The 15,760-nt window shown below is 60.6% G+C and carries 12 protein-coding genes; 3 read left to right on the forward strand and 9 right to left on the reverse strand.

Annotation, left to right across the window (positions count from 1 at the left end; all coding sequences use genetic code 11):
* Nucleotides 1–120 precede the first annotated feature (120 nt).
* On the forward strand, nucleotides 121–1,272 hold the full coding sequence (gene macA / locus C9383_RS12225) for a macrolide transporter subunit MacA (RefSeq protein ID WP_090372008.1): 1,152 nt from the start codon (nucleotides 121–123) through the stop codon (nucleotides 1,270–1,272).
* Nucleotides 1,273–1,274: 2 nt separating this feature from the next.
* The gene (locus C9383_RS12230) at nucleotides 1,275–3,233 is read left to right on the forward strand and encodes a MacB family efflux pump subunit (RefSeq protein WP_060756406.1); all 1,959 of its coding nucleotides are present in this window, start codon (nucleotides 1,275–1,277) and stop codon (nucleotides 3,231–3,233) included.
* 59 nt (nucleotides 3,234–3,292) lie between these two features.
* Here the strand turns inward: C9383_RS12230 and C9383_RS12235 are convergent, their stop codons facing one another.
* The 4 genes from C9383_RS12235 to C9383_RS12250 all read right to left on the reverse strand — a co-directional run bounded on the left by C9383_RS12235 (nucleotide 3,293) and on the right by C9383_RS12250 (nucleotide 7,533).
* The gene (locus C9383_RS12235) at nucleotides 3,293–4,633 is read right to left on the reverse strand and encodes a diaminobutyrate--2-oxoglutarate transaminase family protein (RefSeq protein WP_090372006.1); all 1,341 of its coding nucleotides are present in this window, start codon (nucleotides 4,631–4,633) and stop codon (nucleotides 3,293–3,295) included.
* Nucleotides 4,634–5,029: 396 nt separating this feature from the next.
* The gene (locus C9383_RS12240) at nucleotides 5,030–5,866 is read right to left on the reverse strand and encodes a helix-turn-helix transcriptional regulator (RefSeq protein ID WP_090372004.1); all 837 of its coding nucleotides are present in this window, start codon (nucleotides 5,864–5,866) and stop codon (nucleotides 5,030–5,032) included.
* Between the two features lie 174 nt (nucleotides 5,867–6,040).
* Nucleotides 6,041–6,646, reverse strand: a complete 606-nt coding sequence (locus C9383_RS12245; protein WP_060756404.1) for a LysE family translocator — start codon at nucleotides 6,644–6,646, stop codon at nucleotides 6,041–6,043.
* Nucleotides 6,643–7,533, reverse strand: a complete 891-nt coding sequence (locus C9383_RS12250; protein ID WP_090372002.1) for a TauD/TfdA family dioxygenase — start codon at nucleotides 7,531–7,533, stop codon at nucleotides 6,643–6,645. The genes C9383_RS12245 and C9383_RS12250 overlap by 4 nt, the downstream gene beginning before the upstream one ends.
* A 188-nt stretch (nucleotides 7,534–7,721) precedes the next feature.
* Here C9383_RS12250 and C9383_RS12255 point away from each other — a divergent pair, with 188 nt between their 5' ends.
* Complete coding sequence (locus tag C9383_RS12255; RefSeq protein ID WP_090372000.1) at nucleotides 7,722–8,672, forward strand: LysR substrate-binding domain-containing protein; 951 nt, start codon at nucleotides 7,722–7,724, stop codon at nucleotides 8,670–8,672.
* Between the two features lie 16 nt (nucleotides 8,673–8,688).
* Here C9383_RS12255 and C9383_RS12260 read toward each other — a convergent pair whose 3' ends face one another.
* From C9383_RS12260 to C9383_RS12280, 5 genes are all read right to left on the reverse strand, one after another.
* Nucleotides 8,689–10,314 carry a methyl-accepting chemotaxis protein gene (locus C9383_RS12260; protein ID WP_090371998.1) on the reverse strand — a complete coding sequence of 542 codons (1,626 nt, stop codon included), beginning with the start codon at nucleotides 10,312–10,314 and terminating at the stop codon, nucleotides 8,689–8,691.
* Between the two features lie 123 nt (nucleotides 10,315–10,437).
* On the reverse strand, nucleotides 10,438–11,550 hold the full coding sequence (locus C9383_RS12265) for an alkene reductase (protein ID WP_090371995.1): 1,113 nt from the start codon (nucleotides 11,548–11,550) through the stop codon (nucleotides 10,438–10,440).
* A gap of 47 nt (nucleotides 11,551–11,597) precedes the next feature.
* The gene (locus tag C9383_RS12270; protein WP_090371992.1) at nucleotides 11,598–13,835 is read right to left on the reverse strand and encodes a xanthine dehydrogenase family protein molybdopterin-binding subunit; all 2,238 of its coding nucleotides are present in this window, start codon (nucleotides 13,833–13,835) and stop codon (nucleotides 11,598–11,600) included.
* Nucleotides 13,832–14,305 carry a (2Fe-2S)-binding protein gene (locus tag C9383_RS12275; RefSeq protein WP_060756398.1) on the reverse strand — a complete coding sequence of 158 codons (474 nt, stop codon included), beginning with the start codon at nucleotides 14,303–14,305 and terminating at the stop codon, nucleotides 13,832–13,834. Before C9383_RS12275 ends, C9383_RS12270 begins: the two co-directional genes overlap by 4 nt.
* On the reverse strand, nucleotides 14,302–15,567 hold the full coding sequence (locus C9383_RS12280; RefSeq protein ID WP_090371989.1) for a c-type cytochrome: 1,266 nt from the start codon (nucleotides 15,565–15,567) through the stop codon (nucleotides 14,302–14,304). Before C9383_RS12280 ends, C9383_RS12275 begins: the two co-directional genes overlap by 4 nt.
* Nucleotides 15,568–15,760: the final 193 nt, after the last annotated feature.

The following is a 15,760-nucleotide window of genomic DNA, read 5'->3' on the forward strand; positions in this document are numbered from 1 at the left end:
GTGTGACAGAGGGGGAGTCGGCACGGGCGCTTGCGCCCTAACCTGAAGCGAACATTCACGCAATTTAGTGCGAACCCGGCCACCGGTCGGGTCTACCTTTCAACGTATTAGTGGTCATCTATGGAAAAGTCGAAGTTTCGCAAGGTTTTTTGGGGCGTGGGGCTGGCGGTCGTGGCTGGGATGATTGTCTATTCGGTGCAATCACCCGCCGAGCCACCCGAATATCTGACCGCCAAGGTCGAGCGCGGCGAGATCGAAAACTCAGTGCTGGCCACCGGGATTTTGCAGGGGGTCAAGCAGGTCGATGTCGGTGCGCAAGTCTCCGGCCAGTTGAAATCGCTGAAGGTCAAGCTTGGCGATAAGGTCAAGAAGGGCGAGTGGTTGGCGGAAATCGACCCCTTGGTGCTGCAGAACACCCTGCGCCAGGCCCAGGTCAATGAAGAAAATCTGGAGGCCCAGCGCAAGGCGACGGCGGCGCAGGTTGCCCAGACCAAATCGGTCTGGGAGCGTTACACCCAGCTGCAATCGGACGCGGCTATTTCCCGGCAGGATTTCGAGACCGCCGAATCCAACTATCTGGTACAGAGCGCCAATCTGGTCGCCCTGGATGCCCAACTGAAAAATGCGCGTATCCAGATCGACACCGCCAAGGTCAACCTGGGCTACACCCGTATCGTCGCGCCGATTGACGGTGATGTGGTCGGCATCGTCACCCAGGAAGGCCAGACCGTGATCGCCGAGCAACTGGCGCCGGTGCTGCTGAAACTGGCCGATCTGGACACCATGACCATCAAGGCCCAGGTGTCGGAAGCCGATGTGATTCATATCCGGCCGGGCCAGGAGGTGTACTTCACCATCCTGGGCGAAGCCGACAAACGCTACTACGCCAAACTGCGCGGCACCGAACCCGCACCGCAGAACTACCTGGACACCCAGGCCGCAGGCACCCCCAAGCAGAACACGGCGGTGTTCTACAACGCCTTGTTCGATGTGCCCAACCCGGAACATCGCCTGCGTATTTCGATGACCGCCCAAGTGCGCATCGTGCGTGACATCGCCAAGGATGTGCTGATGGTGCCGGTGGCGGCACTGGGCAAGCGCAATACGGACGGTTCGTACGTGGTGCGGGTGATCGACGAGACCGGTCACGCCCAGGAGCGCAACGTGCAGGTGGGGATCAATAACAACGTCAAGGCACAGATCAAGGATGGCCTGGCAGAAGGCGACAAAGTCGTCATCGGTGATCCTGCGCCTGCCGTGGCGGGGGTCTGACAATGACTCAAGCCTTGTTGGAGCTCAAAGGCATCAGCCGCAGTTTTGTGGCCGGTGAGAAGGCCTTCATGGCCCTCAAGAATGTCAACTTGACGATCAACGCCGGGGAAATGGTGGCAATCACCGGCGCCTCGGGGTCGGGCAAGTCGACATTGATGAATATCCTGGGTTGCCTGGACTACGCCACTGAGGGCAGCTACACCATCAACGGCCGTGAAACCCGCGACCTGGAAGACCATGAACTGGCGGAACTGCGTCGTGATCACTTCGGTTTCATCTTCCAGCGTTACCACCTGCTGCCGCACTTGAGCGCCATGCACAACGTCGAGATGCCGTCGATCTATGCCGGCGTCACGGAAGCCCAGCGCCACAGCCGTGCCAAGGAACTGCTGGCGCGCCTGGGCCTGGCCAATCACCTGGTCAACCGTCCCAGCCAGTTGTCCGGTGGCCAGCAGCAACGGGTGAGTATCGCGCGAGCCTTGATGAACGGCGGTGAGGTGATTCTGGCCGACGAACCGACCGGCGCCCTCGACACCGCCAGCGGCAAGGAAGTGATGAATATCTTGCTGGAGCTGCACGCGGCGGGGCATACGGTGATTATCGTGACCCACGATGCGAAGGTCGCGGCGAATGCCGAACGTATCATCGAGATGCGCGACGGCGAGGTCCTCAGTGACCGGGCCAATGAACGCGTCGGGATGGAGGCGGCAGCGCCGGCGGCCACCCAGCTCAAGGCCAGCCCGGGGCGGCGCCTGGTGGCGAGCCTGGGGCTGTTCAAGGAAGCCTTCGTGATGGCCTGGATCGCGTTGATTTCGCACCGCATGCGCACGTTGTTGACCATGCTGGGGATCGTGATCGGCATCACCTCGGTGGTGTCGATCGTGGCGATCGGCGAAGGGGCCAAACGTTACGTCCTCAGTGATATCCAGGCGATCGGCAGCAACACCATCGATATCTACCCGGGCACCGACTTTGGTGACAGCCATGCCTCGGCCATCCAGACCCTGGTGCTGTCCGATGTGACCGCGCTCAGCCAGTTGCATTACATCGACAGCGCAACCCCCAACGCCGGGCGCAACCTGCTGCTGCGCTTCGGCAATATCGACGTGGATGCCACGGTCAACGGCGTGAGTGCCAGCTCGTTCCAGGTGCGTGGGATCAAGATCGCCGAAGGCATCACCTTCAGCCAGGAGGATGACACTCGCCAGGCTCAGGTCGTGGTAATTGACCACAATACCCGCAACCGTTTGTTCGGCCCGAATGTCGAGGCACTGGGCCAGATCATCCTGGTGGGGAACTTGCCGTGCACGGTGATCGGGGTGGCGGCGGAGAATAAAAACATCTTCAACACCAGCAAGGCCCTGAATGTCTGGGTGCCGTACGAAACCGCGGCCGGCCGCCTGCTGGGCCAGCGTTACCTGGATAGCATCACGGTGCGGATCAAGGACGGGCAGCCGAGCAAGGTGGTGGAAGCCAACGTGGTCAAACTGCTGGAACAGCGCCACGGCACCAAGGACTTCTTCACCTACAACCTCGACAGCATCATGCAGACGGTGCAAAAGACCAGTCAGTCGCTGGCGTTGCTGCTGTCGCTGATCGCCTTGATTTCCCTGGTCGTGGGCGGCATCGGTGTGATGAATATCATGCTGGTGTCGGTGACCGAGCGCACACGGGAAATCGGCATCCGCATGGCGGTGGGGGCACGTCAGTCGGATATTCGCCAACAGTTCCTGGTGGAAGCGGTGATGGTCTGCCTGATCGGCGGAGTCATCGGTATCTCGTTGTCGTTCGGGATCGGCTTTGTGTTTTCCCTGCTGATCAAGGAATGGCAGATGGTGTTTTCCCTGGAGTCGATTGTCACCGCGTTCGTGTGTTCAAGCCTGATTGGCATCATCTTCGGCTTTGTACCGGCCCGCAATGCGGCGCGACTGGACCCGATCGAAGCCCTCGCACGGGACTGAGGCACCCGTTAAAAAGCCCGCCACCGGTGACGGTTGGCGGGCTTTTTTACGGCCGGTGGTCAGGCCGACTGACTAACGCTGTGCAAGCGGTGCGCGGTGGCGGTGCTGACGGCGTCTTCGAAGCGCTCGAGCACGCTGCCTACCTGGGCTTCGGTGATGGTCAGGGCGGGCAGAAAGCGCAGGACCGAACCGTGACGACCGCCGGTTTCGATAATCAGGCCGTTATCGAAACAATTGAGCTTGATCGCCCGCGCCAGGGTGCCATCACCCAGGCCCACCCGACCGTCCACGCGTGACTTGGTGACCTCGACCCCGATCATCAGGCCACGACCGCGTACATCGGCGATCGGGTCATATCGCCCGGCGATCTCCTGCAGGCCGGCCAGCAGTTGCGCGCCACGTGCCGTGGCATTTTCAACCAGGTTGGCCTGGCGGATATGGCGCATGGTGGCACGCCCGGCGACCATGGCGATCTGATTGCCGCGGAAGGTGCCGGCGTGCATGCCCGGGCCCCAGGTGTCGAGGTGTTCGGCGTAGACAATCACCGACAGCGGGTAGCCGCCGCCGATCGCCTTCGACAGCACCAGGATGTCGGGCACGATACCGGCATGTTCGATGGCAAAGGTGCTGCCGGTACGGCCCAGGCCGGTCTGCACTTCGTCGATGATCAGCACAATGCCCAACTCGCGGGTGATCTCGCGTAACCCGCGCAGCCACTGGGCGGAAGCGGGAATACAGCCACCTTCACCTTGCACCACTTCGACAAGCACGGCGGCGGGGCGGGTGACGCCACCTTCCGGGTCGCAAAGCACGGTGCGGATGTAGTCGATTGACAGTTGGTCCGTCTGCTCGCCATCGGTGCCGAACGGGCAGCGGAAGCGATACGGGAAGGGCAGGAAGTGGGTGTTTTGCGCGGTGACGCTGGGGATGCCTTTGGGGTTGAGATTGCCCATGGCCGACAGGGCGCCGGCTGTCATGCCGTGATAGCCGCCGTGAAAGGCCATCAGCGCCGAGCGTTTGGTGTAATGACGCGCCAGTTTGATCGCCGCTTCCACCGCATCCGAGCCGCTGGGGCCGCAGAACAGAATTTTGCTGGAGTCACGCATGGCGGCCGGCAATTGGGAAAACAGTTCCTGTACAAACGCCTGCTTGGCGGGTGTGGCCAAGTCCAAGGCTTGTTGCAGTTGGTCGGTGCCGAGGAAATCCAGCACCGCTTCTTTGACGACGGGCGGATTATGCCCCAAGGCCAGGGTTCCGGCGTTGGCCAGGCAGTCGAGGTATTCCTTGCCTTGGGCATCCTTGACCCACACGCCTTTGCCGCTGACGAACAGGCGCTGGAACGTGGCGGCATAGGTGCGTGCATTCGATTCGACTTTCTTCAGATAACTTAGCTCTTCCATAATCATGCACTCATCGGCTGCGGCAAAGCGCAGCGCTGGATAGTTGATGGAACAAGAGGCGGCGTGTCGTTAATAACGAGCGTTATTCAAGGCAGTAAACGGTGGGCCGGTTATATGACCGTATGACGTTTGTTGCTGGAAAATAAACGCAGCCGTAAAGTTAGCCGAACAGCCTGTAAAGTGAGCACTGTCAAGTTAACTTATGACCCGGTTTAGTTTGAAGGAAGGCGGCAACGGCCGCTATCGGTTCAGGCGCGGGATGTCCCCGGAATCTCTGTCAATCAGGTGACAATAAGAGTAATAACCCGCGCCTGCGCTTGAACCGTGAAAGTTGTGCGTGGTTGCACGAAGAAAGTGTCAGTGATTCTGCTGTTAAATGAATAAACAGGGTGTTTTTTATTGCAGGCGTGTCACCGTCGGGTTACCGGGATTGGCATGCATCCAACGGATCAGCGAATGGCGCCCGCTGATGCCCATCTTGATCACCGCGCGTTTCAAGTAGCTTTCCACGGTATTGACTTTGAGCTCCAGCGCTTCAGCCAACTCAGGCGCGGTACGCCCCGCCAGCAGGCCGGCGCAGATTTCCTTTTCGCGGTTGGACAGCCTCAAGCCAGATTGCACCAGGCGAGCCTCAAAACGCTGGCGCAGGGAATCCATGTCCCGGTTTTGTGGGACAAGCCCATCAACGGCGATATTTTTGTCCGGCATGCCTTGAGAATTTATCGCATTAATGTGCTTCTCTACCAACGCCAGCAGGAGCAAGGAGAAATCCTTGAGGATTATCTGCTCCTGCATCGAGAAGTCATCGATGTGTTCGCGGTAGAACGAAATTATATAAAAGTATTCTTTTTTCCGGGATTTGAGATGCAGCTGGGAGCTGAAGGGAATGGGCGTCAACGCCGGTTTTGAAGGCGCGTCGGCCGACGCTGAAAAGCTCGCCACGGATTGCGCGAGGACGGGCTTTGCCACCGGTAGGGCGGTCGGTGATTCAGGTGTTCTGGGTTGAGCGGACTTGATCAACGAAGACATGTGCTCCGGGCTGAGGATCTCCGCGCCGGCCCCGGTGGGCTCTACGCGCGCGCCGTCAGCGCCATCGATGCGCACATGGGTGATGTGCGTGGCATCCACGGGCACCTTGGTGAGTACCAGATCATGCAGAAATCGCGAGAAGTGGCGGCTGCCAGTACTGGCGATGACTTTACCGATGAGAGGAAACAGCGTTTGAGCGTTCATTATTTCACCGTCATGTTTCGGTTGATGACTGTCATAGCGGTTGGGTCGGTTGAAGAGCAAGCCTCACGGGGTAAAGCGGCAAGAAAGCCCGAGCTTTGGTTGCATGTTTTTAAACGGTGACCTAGCATCATTTTTGAATGATGGCTTAATGATATTATTTGGCGTTGCACGTTTTCATCCCTGCATCAGCCGCTGTGTGCCCATCACTCCGGACAGCAGGCCGATCCCCAGCAGAAATACACTGGGGGCCTTGGCCATGACTTTCTGGGCCACCGCGAAGGACAGCATCTGGCGCGAGATGGCGCCATAGATCAGCAGGATGGTGATATCGATCACCCCCCAGATCAGGGCGAGGATCAGTCCCTGTTTAATGAAGTCGCCATTGGGTTCGATGAACCCAGGCAGGAAAGCGAGGAAAAACAGGATGTCTTTCGGGTTGGACAACCCCACTTTCAGGGCGCGCCAGAAAAAATGACGCTGGCTTTTTTGCACCGTGGCAACGCTGTCCGAACTGGCCAGGAGGCTGGACACCCCCAGCCAGGCCAGATACAGCCCGCCGACCACTTGGCCCCAGTTCAGCAGCACCGGGCTCACATCCAGCGCGGTATAGATGAGCGTCAGGGTGATCAGCAGCAAGAGTTGGGCGGACACCACGCCGCCTGTGATCGTGGCCGCAGGCCAGGCTTGCCTGGCATCGGAGATGACCAGGGCCACCACCGGGCCGGGCGAGGCAATCAGGAAGAACACGGCCAGGGCAAAGGTCAGGTGCAGCATGCTCATAGGGTGGTTACCAGGTCCAGGACACGTTGGTTTTTGCCCAGGCGTTGCGCGTAGTAGCGATAACCGGCGACCGCGAATGTGCGTTGGATCCAGCGATCGCGGCCGTCCAGGCCAGCCGAGAACGCACTGCGGGCATGCGCGGTTTTACGGTTGTCGATGATCAACAGGTCACCGGCCTTGAGGTGCACCGGGTGGGCGACTTCCCAGGCGGCCTTGCGCAGGAGTTCGAGCTTGAGTTGCGCGTGTTTGCTGCTGGCCACCATGAATTGAGGGTCAAAGCGGAAATAGGGGGACTCGGGGTCACCGTATAGAACCGTTTGTTTTTGGTTTATATCAATGCGGCAGTTTTTTTCTGTGGCGCAGTAGTCCGACAGAAAGTTGTATTTTTCTTCATGGAAATAATTCAGGTCATGCGGGGTAATAATGTCGCGAATGCCATCGATGGAGCTGATGAAGGTCGCGGCCTCGGCACCGGGGTCCTGGCGCAGGCAGAAAAGCACCAGATAATCCGGAGACACGGCATGAAAGGCATTTTCGGTATGCAGTTCCAACTCACAGTCGTAGCTGTCCGAGTTGGCACCCTTGGAGTACTTTTTATGCGGGAAAAAGTTATTGATGATATCGCCGTTGGATTCCTGGATATAACCAATCGGGTCGCCCAGCATGGCCGTGGCTTTCAGAATGATCTGCTCACTGATCGTGCACTCTTTTTGCAGGCTGGCGCGGTCGCTCGGTGTTGGCGGGATTGTGCCGATGGGCAGGTCTTTTAAATGCAGGAAGCCTTTTTTATTACCAAATAAACGAAAATTCAATATATCGGATTCGGTCGCCTGGTCGAGTTTCGCTTGCTGGATACTGGAAGACAGGAGTTGATTGAAATTAGGCATGGTGAAGGATCTGCTGTGTGTTTAAAAACTATTAAAGGCCGCAGAGGTTAGGCGCATGCCAAGCATGATTGGATTTTTTATAGGGTTCGGTTGCGCTTGAAATGACTAATAAGTCTGTCGCTTATTTGTACGGTTGATTATTTGTCAATCGCACGGTATTTAAAAACGGAAAAAAATGATGGGTAAGGATGAGTATGAATCATGATGCGCTTGATCAGGGCGCGCGCCGGCTGCCGCCGCTCTACGCATTGCGGGCCTTCGAATTGGCTGCGCGTTTCAGTTCTTTTACCCAGGCTGCCGACACCCTCTTTATCACCCAAAGCGCCGTAAGCCGGCACGTCAAGGCCTTGGAGGAGCATTTTGGCTGCGCATTGTTCGAGCGCAAAGGGCCGAAAATTTTCCTCACCCAGACCGGACGATTGTTGGCTCAAGAATTGAAAGTCGGCTTTCGCCTGATCGAAAATGCCTGCACCGTCACCAGCCGCAAGGAGAGAACCCTGAGGGTCAAGGCGCCTTCCACCTTGACAATGCGCTGGTTGCTGCATGTGCTGGATGAGTTCAATGCCGTGAACGGTATAGAGCAGGCGCAATTGTCCAGCGAGTGGATGGACGTCGATTTCGTCAACTTCGATGTCGAGCCGTTCGACTGTGCCGTGTTGTTGGGCAACGGGCGTTTTTCCGATGACCTTGAGTTTATCAAGCTGTTTGATGAATGGCTGATACCGGTCTGCTCGCCGAGCCTGCTGGAGCAGCACAACCTGAGCGGTGAGGGGATATTCTCCGCGGAGTTGATCCACCCGTCCCGGGACCGGCGCGATTGGCAACGCTGGCTGGAGCGTGTGGGCTTGATGTCGGCGGTTTCCTGGCAGAAAGGCAAAATTTTCGACACCCTGGAACTGGGTATCTCCGCCGCGATCCAGGGGCGCGGCGTTTCCATCGGTGACCTGGCGCTGGTCGGTGACGAATTGGTCAAGGGCTCACTGGTACTGCCCTACAACAAGGCGGTCAGTACCGGTGACAGCTACTACCTGGTATGGCCCGCACGCAGCAATCACAACGCCGCGCTGGAGAGCTTCAAGCGTTATTTGCTGGAAACCGTGCCGGTGATAGACGAGCGTGGGTTGGAATTCTTGAGTTGACGCAGCCCTGGCAACGTCAGGTTCGAAAGCGTCCCACCAGCGTGCTCAACCCCGCGGCCAGCGTTGCTAGCGCCTGGCTGGCCGCGCGGGTCTGCAAGGCGCCCGCCGCAGACTGCGCCGACAGGTCGCGGATCGCCAGCAAATTGCTGTCCACCTCACGGGCAACCTGAGCCTGCTCTTCGGCTGCACTGGCAATCACCAGGTTGCGCTCATTGATCTGGCTGATGGCCGCGAAAATATCTTCCAGCACGGCCCCCGACGCCTGGGTGATACCCAGTGTGTCTTGCGCCCGCGCCGTGCTGCTGCGCATCGAACCCACCGCCTGTTCGGCCGTGCTTTGCACGTTCGCAATCATCTGTTCGATCTCGCGGGTCGATGTCTGGGTACGGTAGGCGAGGGTGCGCACCTCGTCGGCCACGACGGCAAACCCTCGGCCTGCTTCACCTGCGCGGGCCGCTTCGATGGCCGCATTGAGGGCCAGAAGGTTGGTCTGCTCCGAGACCGAGCGGATCACGTCCAATACCTTGCCGATGTTGCGCACTTCATCGGCGAGGTGCTGGATATGCGTTGCGCTGCCCTGAATCTCGGTGGCCATCGATTGCGTGCCGCTGATGTTCTCGCGTACTTGCTGGCGGCTTCTTTCCGACAGCGTATGGGAGGCGGTGGCCGCCTGCGAGGTAGACACTGCGTTGCGCGCCACTTCTTCGACCGCGCTGGTCATCTGGTTGACGGCTGTCGCTGCCTGTTCCAGTTGCATGTCCTGCTGTTGCAGGCCACGGTTGCTTTCTTCGGTGACGGCATTGAGTTGTTCAGCGGCTGAGGCCAACTGCGTGGCGGAGTCAGCGATCTGGATCAGTGTTTCGCGCTGGCGGGTCTGCATGCGTTGGAGTTCAACGAACAACTCGCCGATTTCGTTGCGACCAGGCGAGACGACCTCACAGGTCAAGTCGCCCCCGGCAATACGTTTGAAGTGCTCGCCGGCCTCGCGCAATGGCCGCAGGACCCTGCCGGCAATGAATGTCCAGCAGACGAGCGCGAGTGCCAGGGTCGCCAGGGTCAGGGCGATAGCCAGCGTTTGCGCGGTCTTCAGCCGCGCAGCCGCTTGCGTGTTGATCTCTTGGGTACGGGCATTCAAAGCGTCGACCAGCTTCACGCGGATTTCCTGCAGCTTGGTCATGCTATTGCCGGCAGCAATATTGACCTGGAAATACTGATCGGCCGAATGCGCACGAGTGGCGGCGCGCTGGCCGGCGATGGCCGTCCCGTATTCGGCGAATGCCTCTTTGAGAGTGTCGGCGAGCGCTTTCAGCGCCGGCTCACGCAAGTCTGTGGTCGAGGCATCGAGCTTGGCGATGGCCTCGCTCCAGATAGCCTCGCTGCGAACCAGCCGTGCCTGCGACTCATCAAAGCGTGCGCCGACGGTCTCGATAAACGCCGAGGACACATTGGCGCTGGTGCGAATGGCCAGTAGCAATGCGTTGTTGATCCCGTCGATTTGGTGTGAAGTGCGCCCCAACTCGTCAATCTGGTCGTGACTGCGTTCGGCCGACCACCAACCGTTCAGGGCCGAGAACAGCAGTGCAATGACGAACAGCAGGAGCACCCCGAACATACCGGTGCGAATTTTCAGATGGGCGAGCATGAGGCCACTCCGTGAACGACTGGATAATAGTGACCGAGCTATCCGCCGCCGCTTCAGGAACTTAAGCGGCAAAAGTGGGAACTCGTTCGATTACCGGACGTTAAATGCGGCGCGGGTTGAGGCTTATGGATGAGCGGGGTAATCAGTGTATCCGCGCTGGTCGCCACCAAAGAAGGTACTGGGGTCTGACGCATTGAGCGCCAGTCCCTCACGGATGCGCCGCGGCAAGTCAGGGTTGGCCAGGAACGGCCTTCCGAAGGCAATGATGTCAGCGCGGTTGGCGGCCAGGGCATGTTCTGCGGTTTTCGGATCGTAACCACCGGCCACCATCAGCACGCCTTTCCATTGCGTACGAAGTTGGCCGATGATTGCGTCCCAGCGCGGATCGAAATGCTCGTCCTTGACGGTGCCGACCACGGCAGGTTCCACAAGGTGCAGGTAGGCCAGGGGCCAGCGGTTCAGGGCGCTGACGATATGGCCGAATGTGGCTTCGGGAGTCGCATCGCCCATGCCCATGAAGCGGCCCATCGGTGTCAGCCGTACACCTACGCGCTCCGCCCCGACCTCATCGGCAACCGCCTCGACGACTTGCAACAACAGGCGCGCGCGATTTTCCACACTGCCGCCGTAGGCGTCCTCACGCTGGTTGCTGTTGCTATTGATGAACTGGTCGAGCAGATAACCGTTGCCCGCGTGGATTTCAATGCCGTCCATCCCGGCTTTCAAGGCGTTGCGCGCGGCGCGACGGTAATCCTCGATGATCTGAACAATCTCCGCAGTTTCCAGGGCACGTGGTACGGGTACATCCCCCCAGACGCCGTTGCCATCGTCATCGACGATAAATGTCTTGCCTGGCACCGGCAGTGCGCTGGGGGCGACCGGCAGGGCGTTATCGGGTTGGAAGCTGGGATGAGAAACTCGCCCCACATGCCACAGTTGCATGAAGATCAGTCCCCCGGCTTCGTGCACCTGTGTACTCACCTGGCGCCAGCCTTGCACCTGTTCATCACTGTAAATCCCCGGGGTCCAGGCGTAGCCCTGACCTTGACGGGAAATCTGCGTGGCTTCGGTGATGATCAAGGCGGCACTGGCGCGTTGCCGGTAATACTCGGCGTTCAGGGCGGTCGGAAGATCGCCCGGCTGGCCGGCTCGGGAGCGGGTCAGAGGGGCCATGGCCACACGATGAGTCAGTGTGTAGGGGCCAACGGCGATAGGTTGAAACAGGTGCTGAGTCATGGGTAGTTCCTTTGCGTCAAACGCAATGCGTTGAAGGGGGCTTGGGGCTATGCCTGTTGCACTGAGCGGGTCAGGGGCAGGTTCAGCCAGCGGCGGCCGGTGGCGTTCGCGACGGCGTTGCCGATGGCGGCGGCCATGGGGCCCTGGACGATCTCGGCCGCGCCAAGAAAGGGTTGCCCGGGCTGATCGAGCAAATGTACGTCGACCTGCTTGGGTAACTGAGGAAAGCGCAGGATCGGGTAACCGCTCCAGTCGTAGCTGCGGACTCCGCCCGGGTCGTAGCCGACTTTTTCATACAAGGTCCAGCTGGCGGACTGCACGATGCCTCCCTCCACCTGGTTGCGCAGGCCATCGGGGTTGACGATTTGCCCCACGTCCACGGCGGTTATCACTTGGTCGAGCTGAATCTCGCCGGTTTGCGGATGCACGTGCAAACGCACGGCGAGTGCGCAGTAGCCCATGATGTTCTTGTAGCGGGCAAACGCGAAGCCAATGCCGGAGCCCGGTTGATTGCCTTTATGCGGCCAGCCGCTGGCATCCCGGACGCGCTCGACTACCGCACGGGCTCGCGGGTCTGCCAGATGGGCAAGGCGCAAGGCAACCGGATCGGTGCCGGCCTGGATGGCCAGTTCATCGATGCAGGCTTCGATGGCGAAGATATTGATGTGGGCCCCCAGCGAACGCATGGCGGATGTGCGAAACGGCATTGTGGTCACGAAGTTCATGTCGATGCGCGTAGAGGCCAGGGTGTACAGCGGCACCGCATTCCGATCACCATCCCCTTCGGGCTGGGCGATTGGAACCGACGGCGCGGAGACGAACGGACGGGCCAGCAGCCGAGCGGGGATCAGTCTGCCGGCATTTACGATGCGTTCGTTGTGTGGCGTGGTCCACAGCTCATAGGCCCAATCCTGCAATTTGCCCTGTGCATCGAGGGTGGCCCGGACCTCGGTGAGCATGGCACTGCTGTAGGGCTCCCAGAGGTTTTCCTGCTCGCGCATCCATTGCACACGCACGGGCGTGCCGGCGACGCGCATTGCAATCAGCGCGGCGTCGGCTGCCGCGTCGTCCGCGCCATTGTGGCCGTAACAGCCGGATCCTTCGACATGGATGCAGCGCACCTGCGCCGGTGCCAGCCCCAGCATCTCGGCGATCCCGGTGCGAAGAGGGTAGACACCTTGCGTGTGGGTCCACACGGTGAGCATGCCGTCCTTGAACCAGGCCACGGCGCAGGACGGGCCAATGGACCCGTGCATGAGGTACTGCTTGGTGACGCGCGCGTGATAACTCGCGCCGGCTACGGCGGCCGGGTTGCCTTCATGGCTGATGGGATAGCGATGGGCGGGCAGGCGGGTCAGCAACGAGTGGATGTCATCCGCGTCGGGCATCGCCTCTGCACCGCTCCAGCGGGCCAGTGCATACCCGCTGCGCATCGCTTTGATGGCTTGCCATTCATCTTCGGCCACCACGGCCAGGTAGTTGCCGTCACGCACTACCTGTACGACGCCGGGCAGGTTTTTGACTGAATCGGTATCGAACGCTTCAAGCAGGCAACCAGGACGGGGTGGACGGATGACGCGGGCATGGAGCATGCCGGGCAGGCGCAGATCCTGGACGAACGCTGCGCCACCACTGACTTTGGCCGGGATATCCAGGCGTGCAAGAGAATGGCCGATCAGCTTGAACGCGGACGCCGGCATCGAGGGTGATTGCGCCTTCGCATAGTGGTGCAGGTCAACGCCCTTGACGGCTTCTGCATAGGTCATCCGTTGCCCGTTCAGGCCCTCGATGACGCCCTCCTGAGTGGTCAGCAAGGCGGCTTCGACGTTCCAGCGGCGTGCCGCCGACTCCAACAGCAACTCGCGAACCTGAGCCGCCGCATTGAACAAGGCCGTGCCACTGTCGAAAATACTGTGGCTGCCGGCGGTGTAGCCTTCGTCGGGCGTCAGGGCGGTATCCGCAGTGAGCAGACGGATCGCGGAGGGTGAGATATCCAGGCGTTCGGCGGCAATCTGCAGGAGGGCGGTTTTCACGCCCGTCCCCAATTCAACCTTGCCGGTGTAGACGGTGATGCCCTCGGCATCGACGCGGATCCAGGCATCGAGGTAGGGATTGGTGCGCAGGCTTCCAGGAAGATCGGGTGCCAGCACCACCGTGCCGAGCGTATCGACTTCGCTGTCGGCCAGTGCATGCCGCGCTGCCGGTAAAAGGGTGAATGTCAGGACCAGCGCGCCTGCGCGCAGAAAAGCGCGGCGCCCCTGATCAACCTCAGGCTGAAGGGTCATACGGCGCTCCTGTCTTGCCTGGCGACACGGCTGATGGCCTCGACGATCCGCAAGTGGGTTCCGCAGCGGCACAGGTTGCTCGCCATATGCTCGCGAATGGTGTCTTCGTCTGGATGGGGAGTGTGCTCAAGCAGCGCTTGGGCGCGCATCAGCATGCCGGCGATGCAGTAACCGCATTGTGCGGCCTGGGTCTCGATAAAGGCTTTTTGCAAAGGGCCTGGACGCTCTGCCGTGCCCAGGCTCTCGACCGTGCGGATGGCCTTGCCCTCCAGGCCCGTGCAGGGGGTCAGGCAGGAAAATACCGGCTGGTCATCCACCAGCACAGTGCAGGCACCGCACTGTCCCAGACCGCAGCCGTACTTGGCGCCGTTAAGCCCCAGATGATTGCGCAGCGCATACAGCAACGGCATGTCGGGCGCGAGCTCCAGCGAGTGGGGCGAGCCGTTGACGTTGAGGGTCATTTGGGTCATTGCGCCTCCTGGCGTAACTCGTGAAGGGTGGAAGAAAGGTCTGTCCATGGCTGGCCCGGCTTCGCCTGCTCGCGAAGAAATGCAGCCAGTGCCGCGATCTGCTCGTTGTCCAGGCTGGCAACGAACGGTGGCATGGCCGGCCCGGGTTGCCCCGGGGTGGCCGGCACGCCTTCGAGCACCGTCTTGAGAAAGTTGCGCGCGCTCATTGCCTGTAGCGCTGAGGTCTGGCCCAGGGCGGGGCGCCCGTCGATCTCGCGCATCGGCGCGGCCGGGCCATGGCAGCCCGCACAGGCACCTTCGAACAACAGGGCGCCAGACGCTTGCTCGGCTGCCCCGATGGGGCGTGTGACCGCTGGGGCGGGGGAGGGAGATGCGGCGCTCGTGAGGCTCAGCAGGTATTCGGCAATGGCTTCGGCGTCGCCGGCGGGCAGCTTGGCCAGGCCCAGGCTGACCGGGCGCATCGGCCCGGCCGCGGTACCATGGCCTGCCACGACTTCCGCGCGCAGGTAGCTCACCAACTGCTCGCTGCTCCAGGCAGGGGCACGGTTGGCCAGACCCAGCAGGGAAGGCGCGTCCCATCCGTCGACCCGCCCTCCCGCAAGGTGCTCAGCGGTTTTCTCGGCGCCCAGCGGGTCAAGTGGAGAATGGCAGCCGGCGCAGTGGCCTGGACCTTCGACCAGGTAGCGGCCACGGTTCCAGCTTGCCGATTGCTGCGCCACGGGCGTCAAGGGTTGGGTATGCAGGAACAGCAGATTCCAGAACGACACCAATGGCCGGATGTTCATCGGGAATTTCATCTGGTTCGGTACGGCTGGAGAGTGCACGGCGGGGCCACTCATCAAATAGGCGTAGACGTCCTGGATATCCCCTTGCGTCAGGCGGCGGTAGTGCACGTAGGGGAAGGCGGGATACAAGAAGTGCCCATCGCGTGAGACCCCTTCGCGCATGGCTCGCTCAAAGGCCGGCAATGACCATTGGCCAATACCGGTCTCGGCGTCCGGTGTGATATTGGTGCTGTAGAGCGTGCCGAACGGTGTTACCAGAGCCAATCCACCCGCCAGGTATTGGCCGCCGGGACGTGTATGGCAGACTGCGCAGTCGCCGGCTTCGGCTACGCGCGCGCCCTGTTTTACCTGAACGGGATCGAAGTGCCGTGGCGGTTCGGCCGGTGCGATCGCCGGGCGCCACATCAGCAGCACCGCGCATATCCCACCGGCCAAGGCGAGAACTGCAGCGCCCACTCCTAGCTGCCTGGCTTGCATGACATCACCCTTCATTCGTCCGTGAACCCGCAAGGGATTCGTATCGCCGAGGGTAGAGAAGAGACGCACGCGGCGGTATTGCCAAACCGCGCAACGGCGCTTTGCGTCATACGCATCGCTCAGTTGGCCCAGCGTTGGATGTTCCTCGGCGCCGGTGCCTGAGCACACGTGTGCAAGACACTCCATGCACGCT

Origin of the sequence: Pseudomonas palleroniana, from assembly GCF_003031675.1 — a bacterium.
In the GTDB taxonomy this organism is placed as follows: Bacteria; Pseudomonadota; Gammaproteobacteria; order Pseudomonadales; family Pseudomonadaceae; genus Aquipseudomonas; species Aquipseudomonas palleroniana.

Excerpts from the sequence above, each read along its gene's own strand:
- macA (WP_090372008.1), top strand. The coding sequence starts at position 121 with ATGGAAAAGTCGAAGTTTCGCAAGGTTTTTTGGGGCGTGGGGCTGGCG.
- C9383_RS12230 (WP_060756406.1), top strand. The coding sequence starts at position 1,275 with ATGACTCAAGCCTTGTTGGAGCTCAAAGGCATCAGCCGCAGTTTTGTG.
- C9383_RS12235 (WP_090372006.1), bottom strand. The coding sequence starts at position 4,633 with ATGGAAGAGCTAAGTTATCTGAAGAAAGTCGAATCGAATGCACGCACC.
- C9383_RS12240 (WP_090372004.1), bottom strand. The coding sequence starts at position 5,866 with ATGAACGCTCAAACGCTGTTTCCTCTCATCGGTAAAGTCATCGCCAGT.
- C9383_RS12245 (WP_060756404.1), bottom strand. The coding sequence starts at position 6,646 with ATGAGCATGCTGCACCTGACCTTTGCCCTGGCCGTGTTCTTCCTGATT.
- C9383_RS12250 (WP_090372002.1), bottom strand. The coding sequence starts at position 7,533 with ATGCCTAATTTCAATCAACTCCTGTCTTCCAGTATCCAGCAAGCGAAA.
- C9383_RS12255 (WP_090372000.1), top strand. The coding sequence starts at position 7,722 with ATGAGTATGAATCATGATGCGCTTGATCAGGGCGCGCGCCGGCTGCCG.
- C9383_RS12260 (WP_090371998.1), bottom strand. The coding sequence starts at position 10,314 with ATGCTCGCCCATCTGAAAATTCGCACCGGTATGTTCGGGGTGCTCCTG.
- C9383_RS12265 (WP_090371995.1), bottom strand. The coding sequence starts at position 11,550 with ATGACTCAGCACCTGTTTCAACCTATCGCCGTTGGCCCCTACACACTG.
- C9383_RS12270 (WP_090371992.1), bottom strand. The coding sequence starts at position 13,835 with ATGACCCTTCAGCCTGAGGTTGATCAGGGGCGCCGCGCTTTTCTGCGC.
- C9383_RS12275 (WP_060756398.1), bottom strand. The coding sequence starts at position 14,305 with ATGACCCAAATGACCCTCAACGTCAACGGCTCGCCCCACTCGCTGGAG.
- C9383_RS12280 (WP_090371989.1), bottom strand. The coding sequence starts at position 15,567 with ATGCAAGCCAGGCAGCTAGGAGTGGGCGCTGCAGTTCTCGCCTTGGCC.